The following is a 19,484-nucleotide window of genomic DNA, read 5'->3' as shown; positions in this document are numbered from 1 at the left end:
GACGGGATGGCGGTTGGTTGATAGGGTCGCCCCGACCCGAAAGGCCGCCCATGTCCGACGACTTCTACCGCATCCGCCGCTTGCCCCCCTATGTCATCGCGGAGGTGAACGCGATGCGCGCGCAGGCGCGGGCGGGGGGTGAGGACATCATCGACCTCGGCATGGGCAATCCCGACCTGCCGCCGCCGCCGCACGTCATCGACAAGCTGACGGAGGTGGCAGCCAAGCCGGACGCGCACGGCTATTCGGCGTCGAAGGGCATTCCCGGCCTCAGGCGGGCGCAGGCGAACTATTACGGCCGCCGCTTCGGCGTCGACGTCGATCCGGAGGCGGAGGTCGTCGTCACCATGGGGTCCAAGGAGGGGCTGGCGAGCCTCGCCACCGCGATCACCGCGCCCGGCGACGTAATCCTCGCGCCCAACCCCTCCTACCCCATCCACACCTTCGGCTTCATCATCGCGGGCGCGACGATCCGCGCGGTGCCGACCACGCCCGACGAGCGCTATTTCGAGAGCCTGGAGCGCGCGATGAGCTTCACGGTGCCTCGGCCCAGCGTGCTGGTGGTGAACTACCCGTCCAACCCGACTGCGGAGGCCGTGGACCTCTCCTTCTACGAGCGGCTGGTCGCCTGGGCGCGCGAGAACGGGGTGTGGGTGATCTCCGACCTCGCCTATTCGGAGCTGTACTTCGACGGGCGGCCGACGCCCTCCATCCTGCAAGTGCCCGGCGCCAAGGATGTGGCGATCGAGTTTACCAGCCTGTCCAAGACCTACTCGATGGCGGGGTGGCGGATCGGCTTCGCGGTCGGCAACCGCAAGCTCATCGCGGCGATGACGCGGGTGAAGTCGTACTTGGATTACGGCGCGTTCACGCCCATCCAGGCGGCGGCCTGCGCGGCGCTGAACGGGCCGCAGGACATCGTGGAGCGGAACCGCCGGCTCTACCACAAGCGCCGCGACGTGCTGGTGGAGAGCTTCGGCCGGAGCGGGTGGGACATCCCCAGCCCCCGCGCGTCGATGTTCGCCTGGGCGCCCCTGCCCCCGGCGCTCGCGCATCTGGGGTCGCTCGAATTCTCCAAGCAGCTCCTCACCCACGCCAAGGTCGCGGTGGCGCCGGGCGTCGGGTACGGCGAGAACGGCGAAGGTTACGTGCGCATCGCCATGGTCGAGAACGAGCAGCGGTTGCGCCAGGCGGCGCGCAACGTGAAGCGCTATCTCCAGAGCATGGGTGTGAACACGCCGGCGCGGGGCGCGGGCTGACGCGCGCGCCTCATACGAACGGCAGGATGATCAGCGCCCAGAGCGCGACGCCGAACGGCACGGCGTAGACGAACCCGGTCATCGGCAAAGGCTTCGAATCGGCGACGTGACGCGACATGGCGTTGCTCCCATGCCCTTTGTGATCACTCTCCCTGCGACCTTGCGGTAACATCGCGCGAACCGCCGGGAAGTTCCCTTTCGGCCCTGTTGCCGCGAGGGGCGCGGTCCGGCATGGGCCGTCCCATGCGCCCCGGCTTCGCCTTCTCCACCCGCTTCCGCGTCCGCTACGCCGAGATCGACGGCCAAAAGGTCGTCTTTAACTCGCGCTACCTGGAATATGCGGACGCGGCCGTTTCCGAATGGTGGGAGTGGACGGGGATCGACGTGGCGCTGGGCGAGGCGTGGCGCGAGACCGAGTTCCACGTGCGGCGCGCGGAGGTGGACTATCTGAAGCCGTTCGCCTGGGGCGACGTCGTCGAGGCCTGGGTGCGGTTGGAGCGGGTGGGCGGGTCGAGCCTCGTGCAGCGGTTCGAGCTGCTCCACGGGGAGACGGGCGAGCTGCACGCGCGGATCGAGCTGGTGGTGGTCAACGTGCACCTGCCGACGGGCCGGCCCGCGCCGATCGCGGACGAGGTGCGGGTGTTTTTGGAAGCGCTGATCGCGGGGCAGCCGGAGCGCGTTGCGTGACGGCCTAGCGGAGCTGGGCCGAGCCTAAGCGACGCGCCCGGCCGGCGCGGCCGCAAGCCGCGACCGACGACGCGCGGGCTTCGCCCGCGCTGAGCCGCTCCTCCGTGTTTTTGCATAGCCGCCCATGCCCAGACCAGCGTGGGCAAAGCCCACGCTTCGTCGGTCGGCGCCGTGGCGCCGCCGGCCGGGCGGAGCGCCGGTAGCGCGGCTTAGCTCGCTAAGCCGCTGCGCGCTCCGCCTGCCCGACTTCACTGGGTAGAGCCCAAATGAGGTCGTGCTTGCCGAGCACGCGGCCGTCATGGCTCAGCACCGCCACCTCGCGGATGGGCTTCCGGTCGCGCGCGTCGACGAGGACGGGAAAGGCCGGCTCGCCCGTGCCCCAGCGCTCGCCCCATTGGCGGAGCGCGACCATGGTGGGGAGCAGCGCGAAGCCCTTGTCGGTCAGGCGGTACTCGATCTTGCGGCGGTCCTCCGGGCAGGGCTGGCGCGTCAGGATGCCGTGCTCGACGAGACGTTGAAGCCGGTTCGCGAGGATGTTGCGCGCGATGCCGAGCTCCTGCTGGAACTCCTCGAAATGGTGAAGGCCGTTAAAGGACGCGCGCAGGATCAGGAACGACCAGCGCTCGCCCATCGCCTCCAGCGCGGCCGGCAAGCTGCATTCGGACAGTCGCTCGCGCAGTTCGCCCATCGGAAATCCTCTCGTCCGAAGAACTTGTATCGCAGTTCTCCCGTCACGCCAACGTCATATAAGTTTCTAGTTGCAACGTGAAACTTAGGAGAGTAGGTAGCGATTCGCAACCGACCAATACAGGAGCTTCCCATGCGCATCCTCTCCGTCGCCGGCGCGCTCGCCGCCTCCGCCGTTCTGCTCTCCGCCGCCGGTGCGGCGGACGCGCAGGGGCCCGCGCACTATGTCGCGGTGCCCGCCGCCCCCGCCGCCAAGACCCGCGTGATCACCCGGTCGACGCCGTGGAGCCTGGGTTCCGGCGGCGCCTATCTCGCGGCCCGCGCGCCCGAGCGTCCGGTGGTGCTCTGCCAGCTGCTCGCGCGCGACGTGGGGCCGATGCGGAGCTTCTCGGCGGGCGGGGAGCCGCTCGGGGCCGAGGACCTCGCCAAGTGCAACGCGCGCGCCCGGCAGGTGGCCGGCACGGCCCCGACCGGCGTCGCCGCGCGCTGAGCGACTAGGCGAAACGACTATATTCCGGCTCCGCGGCCTGTGGCACATCGCGTCCGTCGGACGGCGTGATGGGCCGTCGAGAACGCGGAGCCGGTCGCCATGGCGGATCTAGTCGGAGTTCAGTCCACCAACCCCGTCGGCTACGCGCCGCCCCCGCCCGCGCGGAGCGACCCGGTCGGGCGCGCGGTGGAGCGGATCGAGGCGGCGCTGGACGAGGGCTTCACCGATTGGGACGTCGGCCATGGCGACCTGATGGACGCGCGCGCGGCGCTGAACGGGCTGACGCCCGAGCAGCAGTCGGCGGTCTTCTCGCGCCTGTCGGACGAGACGCTCGGCCATTGGCTCGGCGAGGTCAACGGCGTGCGGGGCGGCTTGTCGGCGAACGAGAAGCGCGATTTCCACAACCACCTGGCCGAGAACCTGGACGCGACACAGCTCGTGCGGGTGATGAACAACACGCGCTTCGTCGGCGACGGCGAAGCGCTGGGCGCGGCGATCGGCCGCGCGGGCGGGCGCACGGCGGTGGAGTTCGTCGACCGCATGGGCGAGTCGCTGAACGGCCGGACGCGGGTGGGCAACTTCACGACCACCGAGGACGTGGTGGCGCGCGTTATCGGCAACCTGGACCGGCCCGCCGAGATCGATGCGGCGCTGGGCGCGCTGACGCCGGCGCAACGCGAGTCGCTGGCGACCAACTCCTACCGCAGCGGCGCGGAGAGCTCGGAGGCGTACGGCCAACTCTACGCCGCGGTGGCGCGGTCGCGCAGCGTCGCCACCAGGACCGAGTTCTTCGGCTACGCCGCGCAGAGCTCGCAGGAGCTGCGCGACGCGGTGAAGATGCCGTTTTCGGGCCAGGACTTCCCGGCGCTCACGCCCTTCTACGACGCGATGACGGGGCTGATCCGCACCGATCCGCGCGGCATGATCGACCAGATGGCGTTGCGCGACGTCGGCATGGGCCACCTCACCGACTATCTCGAGGTCGCCGTGATCCGGGGAGACACGCGGCTGATCGGCCAGTTGGGCGCGCAGGTGCGCCGCGGCGAGCCGATCCCCGGCGACACCCAGACGGATTCGGCGCGTTTCGCCCACGATTATGATCGCGACGGGAACAACGAGGATTTCCGCAACGCCGTCCGGTCCGGATACTTCACGGGGGCGGCGATGGCGGCCGCGTCCAACGTCGACGCCGATGCGGAGAAACAGCGCGCGCTCTCGGTGTCGCTGCTGACGGGCGGCGCGTCCACCGCGGCGGCCGCGTTCCCGGTCGGCGGTCAGATCGCGGTCGGGATCGGCGGCATCGTGACGCAGCAGGTCGCGGAGGCGGTCGGGGACAAGGCGAGCGGCGACCGCCAAGACTTCTTCAGCGCGATGCACGAGGCCGGCATGCCGCGCAACGCGCGGGGCGAGCTGCCCACCGGCGAAGCGCGCGCGCAGTTCATCGCCGCGGTCAGCGAGGTGATGAACGGCCACGCGATGGACCGGTGACGCACGGCGGCATGGCGCGCGCGCACTGGGCGATGCTGGCGCTTGCCACCGGGCTCGCCGCCTGTCAGCAGTCCGCCATGCAGCTGACGGTGCCTGGCGCCACGCCCATCTCCTATGAGACCATCCGGGATGGGTCGGGCGTGCTGGCGTTCGCGGAAACCGCGCTGCCGCCCGACCTTGATCCGCGCCCGCCTGCCCACGCGGGTCCGGGCTCCGCGGCGGTGGACAGGGAGCGCGTGCTCGGCGCGTGGCGGCTGCCCGCCGACATGGATTTGGAAGCGTTGCGCGGTGCGCTCACCGGACGCGGCGAAATCGAGCACGCGCACGATTTCCGCGACGGACAGATCGCGACGATGCGCTTCCGGCCGAACGGCGGCGATGAGACGGTCCTGCTCATGATCAACGGCGCGCATCCGCATTTCGCGACGCGGCAGCCGCCCGAGCTCCGTCCCGCGGAGCCGCACCGCTACCTCATCGCCTACCGGGCCGACTGAGCGCCAAGTAATTGTTGCAAAGCAGCAGGGCGCGCCCTCATCTAGGCCGCGTGCTGAGGCAGTATGAACTGGTGGACCGGGTCCTCGACTATGACCCGCAGGCCGACGAGGCGCTGCTCAACCGCGCCTATGTCTTCTCGATGAAGGCGCACGGGTCGCAGAAGCGGGCGAGCGGCGACCCTTATTTCAGCCACCCGATCGAGGTGGCGGGCATCCTGACCGACCTGCGCCTCGACGACGAGACGATCGCGACCGCCATCCTCCACGACACGATCGAGGACACGGTCGCGACGCCCGAGGAGATCGCCAAGCTCTTCGGCCCCAACGTCGCGCGGCTGGTGGACGGCGTCACCAAGCTTTCGAAGATCGAAGCGCAGACGGAGAACGAGCGCGCCGCCGAGAACCTGCGCAAGTTCCTGCTGGCGATGTCGGACGACATCCGCGTGCTCCTGGTCAAGCTCGCCGACCGGCTGCACAACATGCGCACGCTCCACCACATTGGCAATCCGGACAAGCGCAAGCGCATCGCGCGCGAGACGCTGGAGATCTACGCGCCCTTGGCCGAGCGGATCGGCATGTACGAGTTCATGAAGGAGATGCAGGAGCTCGCCTTCGAGCAGCTCGAGCCGGGCGCGTACGAGTCGATCACGCGGCGGCTCGCGCAGCTGAAGGAAGGCGGCGGCGCTAAGATCGAGAAGATCGCAGGGGGGCTGAAGGCGCTGCTGGGCAAGGCGGGCGTCGAGGCGGAGGTCTCGGGCCGCGAGAAGCACCCCTATTCCATCTGGAAGAAGATGGCCGAGCGGCACATCTCGTTCGAGCAGCTGTCGGACGTCATGGCGTTCCGCGCGATCGTGCCCTCGGTCGACGACTGCTACCGCGCGCTGGGCGTGATCCACCGCCGCTGGCCGTTCGTGCCGGGGCGGTTCAAGGACTACATCTCGACGCCCAAGCGCAACGGCTACCGATCGCTGCACACCACCGTGATCCACGCGGAGAACGCGCGCATCGAGGTGCAGCTGCGCACCCCGGAGATGCACGCCCAAGCGGAGCACGGCCTGGCGGCGCACTGGGCGTATAAGGAAGGCAAGGTGCGTGCGGACAGCAATCACAGCTGGGTGCGCGACCTGGTTGAGATCCTGGACGCGGCGGGGAGCCCGGAGGAGCTGCTCGAGCACACGCGCATGGCGATGTACGCCGACCGCATCTTCGCCTTCACGCCGCGCGGCGAGCTCATTCAGCTACCCAAGGGCGCGACGCCGATCGACTTTGCTTACGCCGTCCACACCGATTTGGGCGATCAGGCGGTGGGCGCCAAGATCAACGGGCGCGTCGTGTCGCTGAAGACGGTGATCGAGAACGGCGACCAGGTGCAAATCCTGCGCTCCAAGGCGCAGGAGCCGCAAGCAGGCTGGCTCAACATCGCCACGACCGGCAAGGCGCTCGCCGCGATCCGCCGCCACCTGCGGCACAAGGAGCGCGACGAGGGCGTCAAGCTCGGGCGCAAGATCTACGACGACATCGTCGGCCGCCTGCCGGCACCGCTCAGCGCCGACGCGCTGCCGCACGCGCTGAAAAGGTTGAAGCTGGCGGACGAGGCGGCGCTGATGCATGCCATCGCGCGGCGGCAGCTGACCGACGCGCAGGTCATGGAGGCGCTGATGCCCGGTTCCGCGGGCGCCGATGTGGCGCAGGCGGTACCGCAGCTGTCGGCGATCTCGATCAAGGGGCTGACGCCGGGCGTCGCGTTCGACTTGGGGGATTGCTGCCGCCCGGTGCCGGGCGACCGCATCGTCGGCCTGCGCCGCCCCGACGCGGGCATCGAGGTGCATCGCATCGACTGCGCTGTGCTGGGCGAGTTGGCCGAGCGCGCGGAAGGCGAGACCGATTGGGTCGACGTCAGCTGGGGCGACAAGGCCGACGGCGCGATCGCGCGCATCCAGATCGAGGTGAAGAACCAGCCGGGCGCGCTTGGCGTGATCGCCACCATCATCGGCCAGCACGGCGCCAACATCACCGGCATGCGCATGGACAGCCGCGACACGCTCTACCACACCAATACCATCGACGTGGAGGTGCACGACCTGCACCAGCTGATGCGCCTGCTGGCGGCGCTCCGCGCGGCGGACGCGGTACACGCGGCGGCGCGGGTTTAGCGCTCCGCGCGGCCCGCGTCGGCGGCCGAGCCGCCGACGTCGGACGGCTGGCTTCGCCCGCCGCCGGCCGCGTGAAGCACTACCAGAGCCGCCGGACGCCCCATGCGTCGAACCGTTCCTCGTTGGACACCAGCTCCATATCGTCCACGATCGCTTGGGCGATCAGGAAACGATCAAACGGATCGCGGTGTGGGATGGCAAGCAGGCCCGCCGCGTCGGCATGCGCCAGCGCGATCGGCAAAGGCTGAAAGCGCTCCAGTGCTATGCGCTCGACGAACCGGCCCGAAATCATCGCTGCTTCCGGCAGTTTGCCTATTCGAAATTTGGTCGCCAGCTCCATCGCGGAGATGCTGCTGACGAACACGTCGTTCATCGGCGCAGCGATTTCTGCACGCGCGCGTCGCGTCAGGCGAGGGTCGTCCAGCAGCCACCAGAGAAGCGCATGAGTGTCGAGGAGCAGCTTCACCCGCCTTCCCAGGCGCGCAACTCCTCTTCCGGAAGCGGGTCGAAGAAGCTATCAGGGACGGTGAACTGCCCGCGCATCGAGCCGGGCACGCGCTTGCCCGAACGCTCAGGCGGGGCGGGTTGAGCAACCACCTTAAGTCTAGGACCGGTCGCGCGCGCGAGCACGATCTCCTCGCCCGCCGCGAGCCGATCGTACAAGCCGGCCAATGCCTCGTCGGCGTCCTTGATGTTGATGACAGTCGCCATCATAGGTCCTCCGTCACTCCAGGATAGTCCCTCGCTCATCCTGAAACAACTTGCCCCATGACGCGCTCGCCGGACCCGCGTATGAGCGCGCCCACCATGCACCGTCCCGCGCTCTCCGTCGTCGTCCCCTGCTATAACGAAGCGCTCAACCTCGAACCGCTGCACGCCCGCGTGTCGGCGGCGGCGCGGGCGGCGGTGGGGGAGGATTACGAGCTCGTCCTCATCAACGACGGGTCGCGCGACGACAGCTGGGCGGTGATGCGGCGGCTCGCGGCGCGCGATCCGCGGCTGGTCGCGATCAACCTGTCGCGCAACCACGGGCACCAGCTGGCGCTGACGGCGGGGCTCGACCTGTGCTCGGGCCAGCAGATCCTGATCATCGACGCCGACCTGCAGGACCCGCCCGAGCTGCTCGTCGACATGCGCCGCGTCATGCGCGAGGAGGAGGCGGACGTCGTCTATGCCGTTCGCCGCCGCCGCGAGGGCGAGACGGTGTTCAAGCGCGCCACCGCCGCGCTTTTCTACCGGCTGCTCGATCGGGTGACGGACACGCCCATCCCGCTCGACACGGGAGATTTCCGGCTGATGAGCCGGCGCGCGCTCGACGCGTTCCTGTCGTTGCCCGAGCAGGCGCGCTTCATCCGCGGCATGGTGGCGTGGATCGGCTTCCGGCAGGTGCCTTTCCCGTACGACCGCGCGGAGCGGTTTGCCGGCGAGACCAACTACCCGCTGGGCAAGATGGTCCGGCTGGCGTTCGACGCGGTGACGGGCTTCTCGACGGCGCCGCTGCGCTTCGCCAGCCACGCGTCGGTGATCCTGGCGGCGGCGTCTATGCTGCTGCTCTTCTATATCGGCTGGGGCTATTTCCAGGGCGACCCCGTGCAGGGCTGGACGTCGACGATGCTCGTCGTGACGGTGCTGTCGGCGGTGCAGATGTTCGTGCTCGGCATGATCGGCGAATATCTCGGCCGCCTCTACGTCGAGTCGAAGCGGCGGCCGCTCTACCTCGTCGCCGACGTCGCCGGCCCGGTGCAGGGCCGGGCGACGCTGGGCTATCGTGCGGAGGAGCCGGAGGCGGGCGCGGCACCAACCGGCGAAGCCGGCACCGCCAGCGTGACGATGGAGACGCCGGGCGTCATCGGCACCCTGCCGACGAGGTGACGCTCTAGGCGGAAGATCCGCTCGAACAGCTTGTTGACGGGCCCGGGCGGCGGCGAGTCGTCGCTGTCGTCCCTGCCCGTGATCCGCCCGGCGATGCGCGCGGCGGCGGCGAGCGGGAAGAGGAGCGAGTTGAACCAACGCATCCGCTCCGCGCGCAGGCCGGCGCGCTCGATCGCGTTGCGTAGCGTGCGCTTCGAATAGCGGCGGTGATGGTGATTCACCACGTCGTGCGCCGACCACATCCACCGGTGGGCGGGGACGGCGATCAGGATCTTGCCGCCGGGCTTCAGGCACTCGGCCATCGCGCGCAGCGCGGCGACGTCGTCGGCGATGTGCTCCACCACGTCGAGCACCGCCACCATGTCGTACGCAGCCCGCTCGACGCCGGGCAGCTCGGGCAGCGGCGCGTCGCCGACGGGCTTGCCCAGGCGCTCGGAGGCGATGGCGCGGGCCGCGGGGTCGATCTCGATCGCGTCCACCCGGCCGAACTTGGCGAGCATGGGCAGGTTGTGGCCCGTGCCGCAACCGATCTCCAGGATGCGCGCGTCGCGGGGCAGCCCGGCGTAGCGGCTGACGTAGTCGTGCAGGATGTCGCGGCGCGCCCGGTACCACCAATGCGTGGAGTCGTGCGCGGCCATGCGGTCGTAGACGACCCTATCCATCGTTTTTGGCCATCTAAGCAAACACCCAGAAGCGGTTGAGCGCGAACGTGACCAGCGGGGTCACGAACAGCACGGGGATGAGCGGCCACCACCACGGCCCCGCCAACATCGCGTCGTCGGTGAGCAGGAACACCCAGAACGTGTTGAGCGCGTAGCTGACCAGCGACACCGCGAAGAAGCGCGTGGTCGTCTGCGCCGCCCCTTGCCCGTGGCCGCGGAAGCTCCAGCGGCTGTGGAGCAGGTAACCCGAGCCCATCGCGAACAGGTAGCCGAGGAAGTTCGCGACCTGCTCCGACGTGATCCCGAACGCGGCCAAGGGCGAGTAGACGACGGCGTAGACCACCGTCGCCAGGCCGCCCGCGATCACGAAGCGGACGAGCTGGCCGAACAAAGGCGACTTGCGCAACTCGTCCACGCGATGAAGCATCGTCGCCACTCTTGTCTCACCCGTCCCCCGCGATAAGGCGGCGCATCTAATCCGGGTGGGCGCGTGAGGGAAGCAGCTTCGATGAACGGCGTGCGCGAGTGGCTCGCGCTTATCGACCGCAACCGTGTGCGCCTGACGCTGTTCGCCTGGTTCCTGTACGCGGTCTGGTGTCTGTACGACCGGTCGATCCACGTGCGCTTCCTTAGCCTGGGCGACACCGACGACAACATGCGCATGATGCAGGTCCGCGCGCTGCTCGACGGGCAGGGCTGGTACGACCTGCGCCAGTACCGGCTGAGCCCTCCGCAAGGCTTCGACATCCATTGGAGCCGGATCGTCGACCTGCCGCTCGCCGGGCTGATCCTGTTCTTCCGACTGTTCACGACCGACCAATGGGCCGAGCGGCTGGCGGCGGGGATCGCGCCGCTGCTGCCGCTTGGGCTTGTGGCGCTGGCGATCGGGGCGACGGCGCGGCGGCTGGTCGGGCCGAACGCCTGGATGCTGGCGCTGCCGTTCCTGGCGGGGGCGCAGACGCTGATGAGCATGTACATGCCGATGCGCGTCGACCATCACGGCTGGCAGCTCGCCTGCCTCGCGCTGACGGTGGCGGGGTTGTGCGATCCCAGGCAGGCGCGCGGCGGGCTGACGGTGGGGCTGGCCAGCGCGGTGTCGCTGTCGATCGGGCTGGAGATGCTGCCTTACTGCGCGATGGCGGGCGCGATCATCGCGCTTCGGTGGGTGTGGGACCGGGCGGAGGCGGTGCGGCTGCAGGTCTATGCGCTGTCGCTCGGCGGCGGCGCGGCGCTGGGGTATGTGCTGTTCGCGAGCTACGCCAACCGCGTGCTGCGCTGCGACGCGCTGACGCCCGTGTGGTTGAGCGCGGTGGTGGTCGCGGCGGCGCTGCTGCTGCTCGTCGCGCGGGTGGATTCTCGGTCGAGGGGCGTGCGGTTCGGGCTGGCGCTGGCGGCGGGCGCGGTCGTGGCGGTCGGCTTCGCGCTCCTCTATCCGCAATGCCTGACGCGGCCGGAGCAGGTGTCGGACGAGCTCGCGCGGACGTGGCTCAACCATGTGCGCGAGGCCAAGCCGATCTACGAGCACCCGTCGCGCGTGTGGCTGCAGATCGTGTCGCTGCCGATCATCGGGCTCGTCGGCGCGCTGCTCGCGGCCTGGCGGGCGCGGCGGAGCGAGTGGGCGGTGGGCTGGGCGGCGGTGGCGCTGTTCACCGCCTTCGCCTGCGCGATGCTGCTGTGGCAGGCGCGCGCGGGGCCGGCGGCGCAGCTGCTGGCGGTGCCAGGCGCGGTGGCGCTCGCCTGGCCGGCGCTGCTCCGGCTGTTCGGGAAACCCGCACCCGTGTGGATCGCGGGCGGTGCTGCGGTGGCGCTGGTCGCGTCGGGCAGCTTCGCGCGGGTGCTGGTGAGCTACGGCGCAGTGCAGAAAGCGAGCGCGTCGACTCTGCGCGTGAACCGGGCGGGGGCGCGGTGCAACGCGCTGCCGAACCTCGCCAAGCTCAACGGCTACCCCCGGCAGATCGTGTTCACGCACAACGATTTGGGCCCGCGCCTGATCGCGACGACGCACCACAGCGCGATCTCGGGGCCGTACCACCGCAACGGCGAAGCGATCCTGGACGTGCATCGCGCGTTCCGCGGCCCGCCGGAGCGGGCGCGCGCGATCATGAAGCGGCGCGGCGCGACGTTGATGCTGGTGTGCCCCGATTTCGCGGAGTCGACCGTGTACCGCGCGCGGTCGCCAGGCGGGTTCTACGACCGGCTGGCGAAGGGTGAGCGGTTCCCCTGGCTCGAGCCGATGCCGCTGCCTAAGGAGTCGCCGTTCCGGTTGTACCGGATCAGCTGAAATCACTCCGTTCGTGCTGAGCTTGTCGAAGCACCGTTCTTCTTTGCGGCCGTCAGGAGAAGGACAGCCCTTCGACAAGCTCAGGGCGAACGGGAAGTTTAGGTCCTAGCGCAGCCCTACCTGCAGGCCGTCAACCACGAACTGTACCGCCAACGCCGCGAGGAGCACGCCCAACAGACGCGTGATCACCGCTTCGATCCTGGCGCCCAGGAAGCGCATGATCGGGCCGGCGGCGAGAAGCGCCACCAGCGTCAGCAGCAGGATGGTGCCGAGCGCCGCCAGCACGACGAGCGAGCGCTGCAGGCCCTCGTTCTGCGCCATGAGCAGCATGATGCTGGCGATCGAGCCGGGGCCGGCGATCATGGGCATGGCCATGGGAAAGACGGAGACGTCCTCCGTCTCGCCGCGGGCGGCGACCTCGGCGGCGCGGTCCTCGCGGCGCTGGGTGCGCTTCTCGAACACCATCTCCAGGGCGATCAGGAACAGCATGATGCCCCCGGCGATTCGGAACGAAGCGAGCTCGATGCCGAGCCCGCGGAGCAGGTCCTCGCCGAACAGCGCGAAGACGAGCAGGATCGCGCTCGCGTAGAGCACGGCGCGCACTGCCATGGCGCGCCGGTGCCGGGGCGACGCGCCCGCCGTCAGCCCCGCGTAGATGGGCGCGCAGCCGGGCGGGTCGATCACCACGAAGAAGGTGATCAGCGCGGAGACGTAGAGCTCGATCACGGCTTGGGTGCTGGCCGAGGCGGCGGGGCGGCGATGCGGTCGGCGATGACCACGTCGAACGCCCTGCCGTTCCATAGTCGAGCTTCGAACTTCCTGCTCCCGTCAGGCGCGACGTCGTAGAACCAGCGCAAGGTCCCGTCGTCAGCGGAGTCGATCCCTCCGTTCCGATCCGGGAAACCCTCGCGCATCCCCATGCCGGGCAAGTTGTCACAAGATGCCCGCCTCACTTCGGGCTCGGCTTCCCAGGCGAACTTGGGCGTCTTCACCGCATCGCCGCCGTCAATCGTCCATTTCCAGCCGCCGTCGGGCTGCCTTACCCAGATCGTCGAGAAATAGCCGATCCCGCCGTTCGCGTTGCGCCAGGGGCCGGTGTTCGCGGCCATCGTGCCGTCGCACGAAACGAAGCTGCGGGCGGGTCGCCATTCGACCGATTTAGGCGGGTCTTTCCGAGACTTCAGGAACCGCTGCGCGTTCACCGGCTGTGGGTCGAACATCACTGCGTCATCGGTGGCGTAGGCGCGGAATGCGGTCCACTGCCCGACCTTCTGCGCGTCCGCCGCGAAGGCGCGCTCGGCGTCGACCGCGCTCGCCTGCCCGGCCAGCAACGTCAACAACATCAGAACCCCCCTTCGTCGATCTCCACCCCCTCGCGCCGCCCCGCCGACACGAGCGTATTCCTGAGCAGGCAGGCGATCGTCATCGGCCCCACCCCGCCCGGGACCGGCGTGATCGCGCCCGCCACCGGCAGCGCCGAGTCGAAGTCGACGTCGCCGACCAGGCCCACGTCCGTGCGGTTGATGCCGACGTCGATGACGGTCGCGCCGGCTTTGAGCTGGTCGCCCCGGATCAGCTTCGGCACGCCGACCGCGGCGACGACGACGTCGGCGCGGGCCAGGTGCAGGCCCAAGTCGCGCGTGCGGCTGTGCGCGACGGTGACGGTGCAGCTCTCCGCGATCAGCAGCTGCGCCATGGGCTTGCCGACGATGTTCGAGCGGCCGACCACCACCGCCTCCAACCCGGCCAACCGCTCGCGCACGTCGCGGATGAGCATGAGGCAGCCGAACGGCGTACAGGGGACGAAGCCGGGCAGCCCCGTCGCGAGCCGGCCGGCGTTGACAGGGTGGAAGCCATCCACGTCCTTGTCGGGGTCGATGCGCGTGATAACCTTGTTCGCGTCGATGTGCTTCGGCAGCGGCAGCTGGACGAGGATGCCGTCGACCTCCGGGTCGGCGTTGAGGCGATCGACGAGCGCCAGCAGATCGGCCTGGGCGACCGTGTCGGGCAGACGGTGCTCGAAGCCGCGCATGCCCGCTTCGGCGCACGCGCGGTTCTTGGAGCGGACATAGACGGAGGACGCCGGGTCCTCGCCCACCAGCACCACCGCCAGCCCCGGCTTCCGGCCGGGGAACGCGGCGACACGCTCCGCCACCGCCGCGCGCAGGGCGGCCGCACGCGCCTTGCCGTCGATCAGCCGCGCCGCCACGAACTCAGACCGAGCGGTTGGAGAGCAGCGACATCGCGATGTTGGGCAGGATGATCGCGTCGAGGATGTAGATGATGATCAGCACCACGAACGGCGTCCAGTCGATCCCGCCGGCCGCTGGGATGAAGCGCCGGAACGGGCGGTAGAGCGGCTCGGTGACGCGATCGAGGCCGTAGTGGAGCGAGCGCACGAAGTTGTTGTGCGTGTTGATCACGTTGAACGCGATCAGGATGGACAGGATCGCCTGGGCGATGATGATCCACCTGACCACGCCGAGCAGCACTTGCAGGATCTGGATGATGGTGAGCGCGAGCAAAGGGGGCGTCTCCGACAAGGGTGGACCGTCCTATAGGGGTGATACGCTTCTCATAACAGCCCCTCCCCTTCCGGAGCGGTCCGGGCGCGCGTCTTCGGGCGGCGCCTTCCTTCCATCCGGCCCGAAGCGGAACCGAGGGAGTTCCCCCGCCTTCCAAACCTGCTAAATAGCGGCCCCTGTATCATGGCGTCCCAAGCTCCTCCCATCGACCGCTCGCCCGTCCGCCGTCTCCTCGACGGCGCGGCCGCCTTCCTCCGCGCCGCCTGGAGCCGTCGCTGGTTCCGCCGGCTCAGCTATCTGGCGCTGGCCGGGCTGCTCGCGCTCGTCGCGCTGGTGCTGTTCGTCTCGCGCGGCCTGCCGTCGGTGGACACGCTGCGCACCTACGAGGCGCCGCTGCCGACCAACGTGCGCGGGAACGACGGGCGGCCCGTCCACACCTACGCCCGCGAGCGGCGCGTCGAGCTGTCCTACGCCGAATATCCGCGCACCCTCGTCAACGCGTTCCTCGCGGCGGAGGACCGGACCTTCTTCGAACATGGCGGCGTCGACTATCCCGGTATCGTCGCGGCGTTCATCAGCAACCTGCGCAACGACGGCCGCCCCATCGGCGCGAGCACCATCACGCAGCAGGTCGCCAAGAACCTGCTCCTGACCAACGAGGTCAGCTACATTCGCAAGGCCAAGGAGGCGATCCTGGCCTATCGCATCGAGGACGCGCTCTCCAAGGAGCAGATCCTCGAGCTGTACCTAAACGGCATCCCGCTCGGTCGGCGCTCCTTCGGCGTGCAGGCGGCGGCGCGCGCTTATTTCAACAAGGACGTGGACGAACTCGCCCTGCACGAGGCGGCGTTCCTGTCGATCCTGCCCAAGGCGCCCGAGACCTATGGCCGCGCGCGCAACCGCGAGCGCGCGATCGCCCGGCGCAACTGGGTGCTGTCCGAGATGGAGCGCAACGGCTTCGTGACGCCCGCGCAAGCGTCGGAGGCGCGCGCGCAGCCGCTCGGGCTGACGGCGGTGCAGCAGGCGCAGTCGGACCCGGTCGGCGGCTATTTCGTCGAGGAGGTCCGCCGCCAGCTCATCGGCGAGTTCGGCGAGAATTCGGAGGACGGGCCGTTCAGCGTCTACGCCGGCGGCCTGTGGGTGCGCACCTCGCTCGACACGCGGATCCAGGAACACGCGCAGGCGGCGCTGCGCGACGGCCTGCTCCGCTACGCGCGGGGGCGCGGCTGGTCGGGGCCGATCAAGCAGATCGAGGTGACGTCCGACGAGTGGCTCCAGCCGCTGATCGGCACCAACATCGCGCTCGACCATGAGGACTGGCGCGCGGCTGTCGCGATCGAGCGTGCCGGCAATGCCTGGCGCATCGGCTTCGCGAACGGCGAGGAGGGGACTCTTCCCGCCGCCAACGCGCAGATGCCGCCGGTCGGACAGGGCGGCACCGCTTTCGCCGCGATCAAGCCGGGCGACGTCATCGCGGTCGCCCCCGCCGGCGGCGACGTCTTCACGCTTCGCAACGTGCCGCGCGTGTCCGGAGGCTTCGTCGCCGAGGAGCCCGCGACGGGCCGCATCCTGGCAATGCAGGGCGGGTTCGACAGCCGCATCCAGTCTTTCAACCGCGCTACCCAGGCGCTCCGCCAGCCCGGCTCCACCATCAAGCCGATCGTCTATTCCGCGGCGCTGATGCGGGGCATGACGCCCGCCTCCATCATCGTCGACGGGCCGTTCTGCGTCTACCAGGGCGCGCGGCTCGGCAACAAATGCTTCCGCAACTTCGACGGCGGCGGCTCCGGGCCGAAGACGATGCGCTGGGGCCTGGAGCAGTCGCGTAACCTCATGACGGTGCGCACCGCGGCCCAGATCGGCATGCGGCACGTCGTGGACGTGATGAAGCGCATGGGCGTCGGCACCTACGACCCCTATCTCGCCATGTCGCTGGGCGCGGGCGAGACCACGGTCGCGCGCATGGTCAACGCCTTCGCGATCCTGGCCAACCAGGGCCGCGGCGACGAGCCCACGGTGGTCGACTTCGTCCAGGACCGCCGCGGCAAGGTGATCTTCCCCAAGCAGTGGCGCCCTTGCGAGGGCTGCGTCGCCCGCGACTGGAACGGCAAGGCGATGCCGCGCCCGCCCTCGGGGCAGAAGCAGGTCATCGACCCGATGACCGCGTTCCAAATGGTGCACATCACCGAAGGCGTGATCCAGCGCGGCACCGCGACGACGCTGCGCGAACTCAACCGCCCGATTTTCGGCAAGACGGGCACGACCACCGGCCCGACCGACGTGTGGTTTATCGGCGGCACGCCGCAGATCGTGGCAGGCCTCTATATCGGCTACGACCAGCCCACCAACCTGGGCGGCGTCCAGGGCGGCACCTTCGCCGCGCCGATCTTCAAGCAGTTCGCCGCCAAGGCTTACGAGGGCATGGAGCCTATGCCCTTCCGCGCGCCGCCCGGCATCCGCTGGGTGCGCGTCGACCGCGGCTCGGGCCGTCCGGTGACGGGCGTCTGGCCAAGCCTGACCGAGCCCAAGCCCGCCGTCATCTGGGAAGCGTTCAAGCCGCAGACCGAGGCGCGCCGCGCCCCCCGGCGCGCTGGCCCCGCGGCGCAAGCCACGCCCGGCGCCGCGACCAAGGCGGCCGCGCCCAAGCGCGTCGAGCGGCAGAGCGAAAGCGATTTCTTGCAAAGAGAGGGCGGAATCTACTAGCCGCATCTCCCATATCGTCATCCCAGCGAAAGCTGGGATCGCCCCGACAAGCGGGCGTGCCCTCCCGGCCAGCGACCCCAGCTTTCGCTGGGGTGACGAATTGAGAAGGTGAACACCACATGCGCGCCGAAGCGCAGGCTTATGTAGACCAGATCAACGACGCGCTCGCGCTTCTCCGCCGTTTCCTCGACTGGGACCGCGCGCTGCGCCGCTTGGACGAGCTCAATGCGCGCGTCGAGGACCAAGCGCTCTGGAACGACCCCAAGGCCGCGCAGGAGGTGATGCGCGAGCGCCGCCGCCTGGACGAGGCGATCACCGCCACGCGCGCCATCGAGAGCGAGCTGTCCGACACGGTCGAGCTGATTGGGATGGCGGAGGCCGAGGGCGACGACGCCATGGTCGACGAGGCGGTGGCTTCCCTCGCTCAGCTGTCCGAGCGCGCCGCGCAGGACAAGGTCAAGGCGCTGCTCGCGGGCGAGGCGGACGCCAACGACAGCTATATCGAAATCAACGCCGGCGCGGGCGGCACCGAGTCCCAGGATTGGGCCGAGATGCTCCAGCGCATGTACACGCGCTGGGCCGAGCGCCACGGCTACAAGGTCGAGCTGATCGACTATCACGCGGGCGAGCAGGCGGGCATCAAGTCGGCGACGCTGCTGCTCAAGGGCGAGAACGCATACGGCTACGCCAAGACGGAATCGGGCGTACACCGGCTGGTGCGCATCAGCCCCTACGACTCGTCGGCGCGGCGGCACACCAGCTTCTCGTCGGTCTGGGTCTATCCGGTGATCGACGACAATATCGAGGTCGAGATCAACGAGTCCGATCTGCGCATCGACACCTACCGCTCCTCGGGCGCTGGCGGGCAGCATATCAACACCACCGACTCCGCGGTGCGCATCACGCACCTGCCGACCGGCATCGTGGTGGCGTGCCAGAACCAGCGCTCGCAGCACAAGAACCGCGCGGAGGCGTACAACCAGCTTCGCGCGCGCCTCTACGAGCACGAGCTCCGCAAGCGCGAGGAGGCGGCGGACGCGGTGAACGCCACCAAGACCGATATCGGCTGGGGCCACCAGATCCGCTCCTACGTCCTCCAGCCGTACCAGCTGGTGAAGGACCTGCGCACGGGGGTCACTTCGACTTCGCCCGGCGACGTGCTAGACGGCGACCTCGACCCCTTCATGGCCGCGGCGCTGTCGCAGCGCGTGACGGGCGAGAAGGTCCAGGTGGAGGACGTGGAGTAGAGTGGTACGGGTCGCGCGCCTTACCCCCACCCGTCACCCCGGACTTGTTCCGGGGTCCATGGTTCGACGCGCACTCCGGCGGGATCGTTCGCACCACGATGGACCCCGGAACGGGGCTCCCAGCGAAGTATCACTTCGCTGGGGTCCCATGTCCGGGGTGACGAAGAAAGAGATCGGGCTCTTAAGCGCCCTCCTCCTCTCCCTCGCCGGCTGCGACGGCTCGGAGCCGCTGATCGCGCGCGAGACGCGCAAGGTCGACACCGGCCCGTTCCCCGCCGCCGACCGGCCGGTCGCCACCATCGTCTCGTCGCGCTGGTCGACCGAGGAGGCGCGCGACCGGGTGAACGAGTCGGAGCGCGTCATGCAGCTCGCCGAGATCCGCCCCGGCATGACGGTCGCCGATATCGGCGCGGGCGAAGGCTACTACACCATCCGCCTCGCGCGCGCGGTAGGCGCGAACGGGCGCGTGGTGGCGCAGGACATCATGCCGGAGGTCCGCGACCAGCTAGCCCAGCGCGTGATCCGCGAGCGGCTGAACAACGTGTCGGTGCGCTTGGGCGAGCCCGCCGATCCCAAGCTGCCCGCCAACAGCTTCGACCGCGTGATGATGGTGCACATGTACCACGAGATCGGAGCTCCTTACGAGTTCCTGTGGCGCTTGCGTCCCTCGCTGAAGGCCGACGGCCAGGTGGTCGTCGTCGACGCGAACCGCCCCACGCAGAACCACGGCACGCCGCCGGCGCTGCTGCGGTGCGAGTTCGCGGCGGTCGGCTACCGCCAGACCGCGTTCATCGAGACGCCCAATGCGGGCGGTTACCTGGCGATGTTCCAGCCGTCCGGCGAGCGGCCGGAGCCCGGCGCGATCAAGGCGTGCCGCATCTAGCCTCCTTTCTAGGAAGGCGAGAGTGAAGGGTGACGGACGGGGGACGGACGGCT

20 protein-coding genes are annotated in these 19,484 nt (G+C 69.5%); 11 read left to right on the top strand and 9 right to left on the bottom strand.

The features are described 5' to 3' along the window. Positions 1 to 50: 50 nt before the first annotated feature. Both CKY28_RS14585 and CKY28_RS14580 read left to right on the top strand, forming a co-directional pair. The gene (locus CKY28_RS14585; RefSeq protein WP_095999076.1) at positions 51 to 1,259 is read left to right on the top strand and encodes an LL-diaminopimelate aminotransferase; all 1,209 of its coding nucleotides are present in this window, start codon (positions 51 to 53) and stop codon (positions 1,257 to 1,259) included. Positions 1,260 to 1,490: 231 nt separating this feature from the next. Continuing rightward, on the top strand, positions 1,491 to 1,946 hold the full coding sequence (locus tag CKY28_RS14580) for an acyl-CoA thioesterase (protein ID WP_425442528.1): 456 nt from the start codon (positions 1,491 to 1,493) through the stop codon (positions 1,944 to 1,946). 217 nt (positions 1,947 to 2,163) lie between these two features. Here CKY28_RS14580 and CKY28_RS14575 read toward each other — a convergent pair whose 3' ends face one another. Further along, positions 2,164 to 2,634, bottom strand: coding sequence for a winged helix-turn-helix transcriptional regulator (locus tag CKY28_RS14575; protein ID WP_095999075.1), 471 nt, complete (start codon positions 2,632 to 2,634; stop codon positions 2,164 to 2,166). A gap of 132 nt (positions 2,635 to 2,766) precedes the next feature. On the opposite strand from CKY28_RS14575, the gene CKY28_RS14570 reads away from it, so the two are divergent. The 4 genes from CKY28_RS14570 (at position 2,767) to CKY28_RS14555 (ending at position 7,258) form a co-directional block, all read left to right on the top strand. Next, positions 2,767 to 3,123: a CC_3452 family protein gene (locus tag CKY28_RS14570; protein ID WP_095999074.1), complete on the top strand. Its 357-nt coding sequence runs from the start codon at positions 2,767 to 2,769 to the stop codon at positions 3,121 to 3,123. 99 nt (positions 3,124 to 3,222) lie between these two features. Then, positions 3,223 to 4,611, top strand: a complete 1,389-nt coding sequence (locus tag CKY28_RS14565; protein ID WP_095999073.1) for a hypothetical protein — start codon at positions 3,223 to 3,225, stop codon at positions 4,609 to 4,611. An 11-nt stretch (positions 4,612 to 4,622) separates the two neighbouring features. Beyond that, positions 4,623 to 5,105 carry a hypothetical protein gene (locus CKY28_RS14560; protein WP_141243952.1) on the top strand — a complete coding sequence of 161 codons (483 nt, stop codon included), beginning with the start codon at positions 4,623 to 4,625 and terminating at the stop codon, positions 5,103 to 5,105. 50 nt (positions 5,106 to 5,155) lie between these two features. After that, positions 5,156 to 7,258, top strand: a complete 2,103-nt coding sequence (locus CKY28_RS14555; protein ID WP_095999071.1) for a RelA/SpoT family protein — start codon at positions 5,156 to 5,158, stop codon at positions 7,256 to 7,258. Positions 7,259 to 7,337: 79 nt separating this feature from the next. Here CKY28_RS14555 and CKY28_RS14550 read toward each other — a convergent pair whose 3' ends face one another. Continuing rightward, positions 7,338 to 7,724, bottom strand: a complete 387-nt coding sequence (locus CKY28_RS14550) for a type II toxin-antitoxin system VapC family toxin (protein WP_095999070.1) — start codon at positions 7,722 to 7,724, stop codon at positions 7,338 to 7,340. Then, on the bottom strand, positions 7,721 to 7,972 hold the full coding sequence (locus tag CKY28_RS14545; RefSeq protein WP_217989592.1) for a type II toxin-antitoxin system Phd/YefM family antitoxin: 252 nt from the start codon (positions 7,970 to 7,972) through the stop codon (positions 7,721 to 7,723). Before CKY28_RS14545 ends, CKY28_RS14550 begins: the two co-directional genes overlap by 4 nt. Before the next feature lie 93 nt (positions 7,973 to 8,065). Between CKY28_RS14545 and CKY28_RS14540 the strand changes: the two genes are divergently transcribed. Then, entirely contained in the window at positions 8,066 to 9,130 is a 1,065-nt protein-coding gene (locus CKY28_RS14540) for a glycosyltransferase family 2 protein (protein WP_095999256.1), read from the top strand. Here the strand turns inward: CKY28_RS14540 and CKY28_RS14535 are convergent. Together CKY28_RS14535 and CKY28_RS14530 are read right to left on the bottom strand one after the other, a co-directional pair. After that, entirely contained in the window at positions 9,022 to 9,792 is a 771-nt protein-coding gene (locus tag CKY28_RS14535; protein ID WP_095999069.1) for a class I SAM-dependent methyltransferase, read from the bottom strand. The two genes, CKY28_RS14540 and CKY28_RS14535, sit on opposite strands and share 109 nt — an antisense overlap. 13 nt (positions 9,793 to 9,805) lie before the next feature. Then, positions 9,806 to 10,219, bottom strand: a complete 414-nt coding sequence (locus CKY28_RS14530) for a GtrA family protein (RefSeq protein ID WP_095999255.1) — start codon at positions 10,217 to 10,219, stop codon at positions 9,806 to 9,808. An 81-nt stretch (positions 10,220 to 10,300) separates the two neighbouring features. On the opposite strand from CKY28_RS14530, the gene CKY28_RS14525 reads away from it, so the two are divergent. Next, complete coding sequence (locus CKY28_RS14525; RefSeq protein WP_095999068.1) at positions 10,301 to 12,073, top strand: hypothetical protein; 1,773 nt, start codon at positions 10,301 to 10,303, stop codon at positions 12,071 to 12,073. Positions 12,074 to 12,178: 105 nt separating this feature from the next. Here CKY28_RS14525 and CKY28_RS14520 read toward each other — a convergent pair whose 3' ends face one another. Genes CKY28_RS14520 through CKY28_RS14505 form a run of 4 tightly spaced genes read right to left on the bottom strand, consistent with a single transcriptional unit; the run spans position 12,179 to position 14,616 of the window. Continuing rightward, the gene (locus CKY28_RS14520) at positions 12,179 to 12,799 is read right to left on the bottom strand and encodes a MarC family protein (protein ID WP_095999067.1); all 621 of its coding nucleotides are present in this window, start codon (positions 12,797 to 12,799) and stop codon (positions 12,179 to 12,181) included. Continuing rightward, entirely contained in the window at positions 12,796 to 13,416 is a 621-nt protein-coding gene (locus tag CKY28_RS14515; protein WP_095999066.1) for a Cif family virulence factor, read from the bottom strand. Before CKY28_RS14515 ends, CKY28_RS14520 begins: the two co-directional genes overlap by 4 nt. Next, positions 13,416 to 14,282, bottom strand: coding sequence for a bifunctional methylenetetrahydrofolate dehydrogenase/methenyltetrahydrofolate cyclohydrolase FolD (folD, locus tag CKY28_RS14510; RefSeq protein ID WP_095999065.1), 867 nt, complete (start codon positions 14,280 to 14,282; stop codon positions 13,416 to 13,418). Before folD ends, CKY28_RS14515 begins: the two co-directional genes overlap by 1 nt. Positions 14,283 to 14,286: 4 nt before the next feature. Beyond that, entirely contained in the window at positions 14,287 to 14,616 is a 330-nt protein-coding gene (locus CKY28_RS14505; protein WP_245841854.1) for a YggT family protein, read from the bottom strand. 165 nt (positions 14,617 to 14,781) lie between these two features. Here CKY28_RS14505 and CKY28_RS14500 point away from each other — a divergent pair, with 165 nt between their 5' ends. The 3 genes from CKY28_RS14500 to CKY28_RS14490 all read left to right on the top strand — a co-directional run bounded on the left by CKY28_RS14500 (position 14,782) and on the right by CKY28_RS14490 (position 19,431). Next, a complete protein-coding gene (locus CKY28_RS14500; RefSeq protein ID WP_095999063.1) occupies positions 14,782 to 17,301 on the top strand; it encodes a penicillin-binding protein 1A in 2,520 nt (839 codons plus the stop codon). 119 nt (positions 17,302 to 17,420) lie between these two features. Next, positions 17,421 to 18,548 (top strand): peptide chain release factor 2, encoded by a 1,128-nt coding sequence (gene prfB / locus CKY28_RS14495; RefSeq protein ID WP_095999062.1) that lies wholly within the window; start codon positions 17,421 to 17,423, stop codon positions 18,546 to 18,548. Between the two features lie 148 nt (positions 18,549 to 18,696). After that, positions 18,697 to 19,431 (top strand): class I SAM-dependent methyltransferase, encoded by a 735-nt coding sequence (locus CKY28_RS14490; protein WP_095999061.1) that lies wholly within the window; start codon positions 18,697 to 18,699, stop codon positions 19,429 to 19,431. Positions 19,432 to 19,484 lie beyond the last annotated feature (53 nt).

Source organism: Sphingomonas lenta (assembly GCF_002288825.1).
Classification (GTDB): domain Bacteria; phylum Pseudomonadota; class Alphaproteobacteria; order Sphingomonadales; family Sphingomonadaceae; genus Sphingomonas; species Sphingomonas lenta.
The sequence above is the reverse complement of the archived record's forward strand: the minus strand, read 5'-3'. Positions and strand labels throughout refer to the sequence as shown.

Bases quoted from the DNA above. Each gene is read 5' to 3' on its own strand.
- CKY28_RS14490 (WP_095999061.1), top strand. From the start codon at position 18,697: ATGTCCGGGGTGACGAAGAAAGAGATCGGGCTCTTAAGCGCCCTCCTC.
- CKY28_RS14515 (WP_095999066.1), bottom strand. From the start codon at position 13,416: ATGTTGTTGACGTTGCTGGCCGGGCAGGCGAGCGCGGTCGACGCCGAG.
- CKY28_RS14530 (WP_095999255.1), bottom strand. From the start codon at position 10,219: ATGCTTCATCGCGTGGACGAGTTGCGCAAGTCGCCTTTGTTCGGCCAG.
- CKY28_RS14585 (WP_095999076.1), top strand. From the start codon at position 51: ATGTCCGACGACTTCTACCGCATCCGCCGCTTGCCCCCCTATGTCATC.
- CKY28_RS14575 (WP_095999075.1), bottom strand. From the start codon at position 2,634: ATGGGCGAACTGCGCGAGCGACTGTCCGAATGCAGCTTGCCGGCCGCG.
- CKY28_RS14560 (WP_141243952.1), top strand. From the start codon at position 4,623: ATGGCGCGCGCGCACTGGGCGATGCTGGCGCTTGCCACCGGGCTCGCC.
- CKY28_RS14525 (WP_095999068.1), top strand. From the start codon at position 10,301: ATGAACGGCGTGCGCGAGTGGCTCGCGCTTATCGACCGCAACCGTGTG.
- CKY28_RS14500 (WP_095999063.1), top strand. From the start codon at position 14,782: ATGGCGTCCCAAGCTCCTCCCATCGACCGCTCGCCCGTCCGCCGTCTC.
- prfB (WP_095999062.1), top strand. From the start codon at position 17,421: ATGCGCGCCGAAGCGCAGGCTTATGTAGACCAGATCAACGACGCGCTC.
- CKY28_RS14565 (WP_095999073.1), top strand. From the start codon at position 3,223: ATGGCGGATCTAGTCGGAGTTCAGTCCACCAACCCCGTCGGCTACGCG.
- CKY28_RS14535 (WP_095999069.1), bottom strand. From the start codon at position 9,792: ATGGATAGGGTCGTCTACGACCGCATGGCCGCGCACGACTCCACGCAT.
- CKY28_RS14570 (WP_095999074.1), top strand. From the start codon at position 2,767: ATGCGCATCCTCTCCGTCGCCGGCGCGCTCGCCGCCTCCGCCGTTCTG.
- CKY28_RS14545 (WP_217989592.1), bottom strand. From the start codon at position 7,972: ATGATGGCGACTGTCATCAACATCAAGGACGCCGACGAGGCATTGGCC.
- CKY28_RS14580 (WP_425442528.1), top strand. From the start codon at position 1,491: ATGGGCCGTCCCATGCGCCCCGGCTTCGCCTTCTCCACCCGCTTCCGC.
- CKY28_RS14540 (WP_095999256.1), top strand. From the start codon at position 8,066: ATGCACCGTCCCGCGCTCTCCGTCGTCGTCCCCTGCTATAACGAAGCG.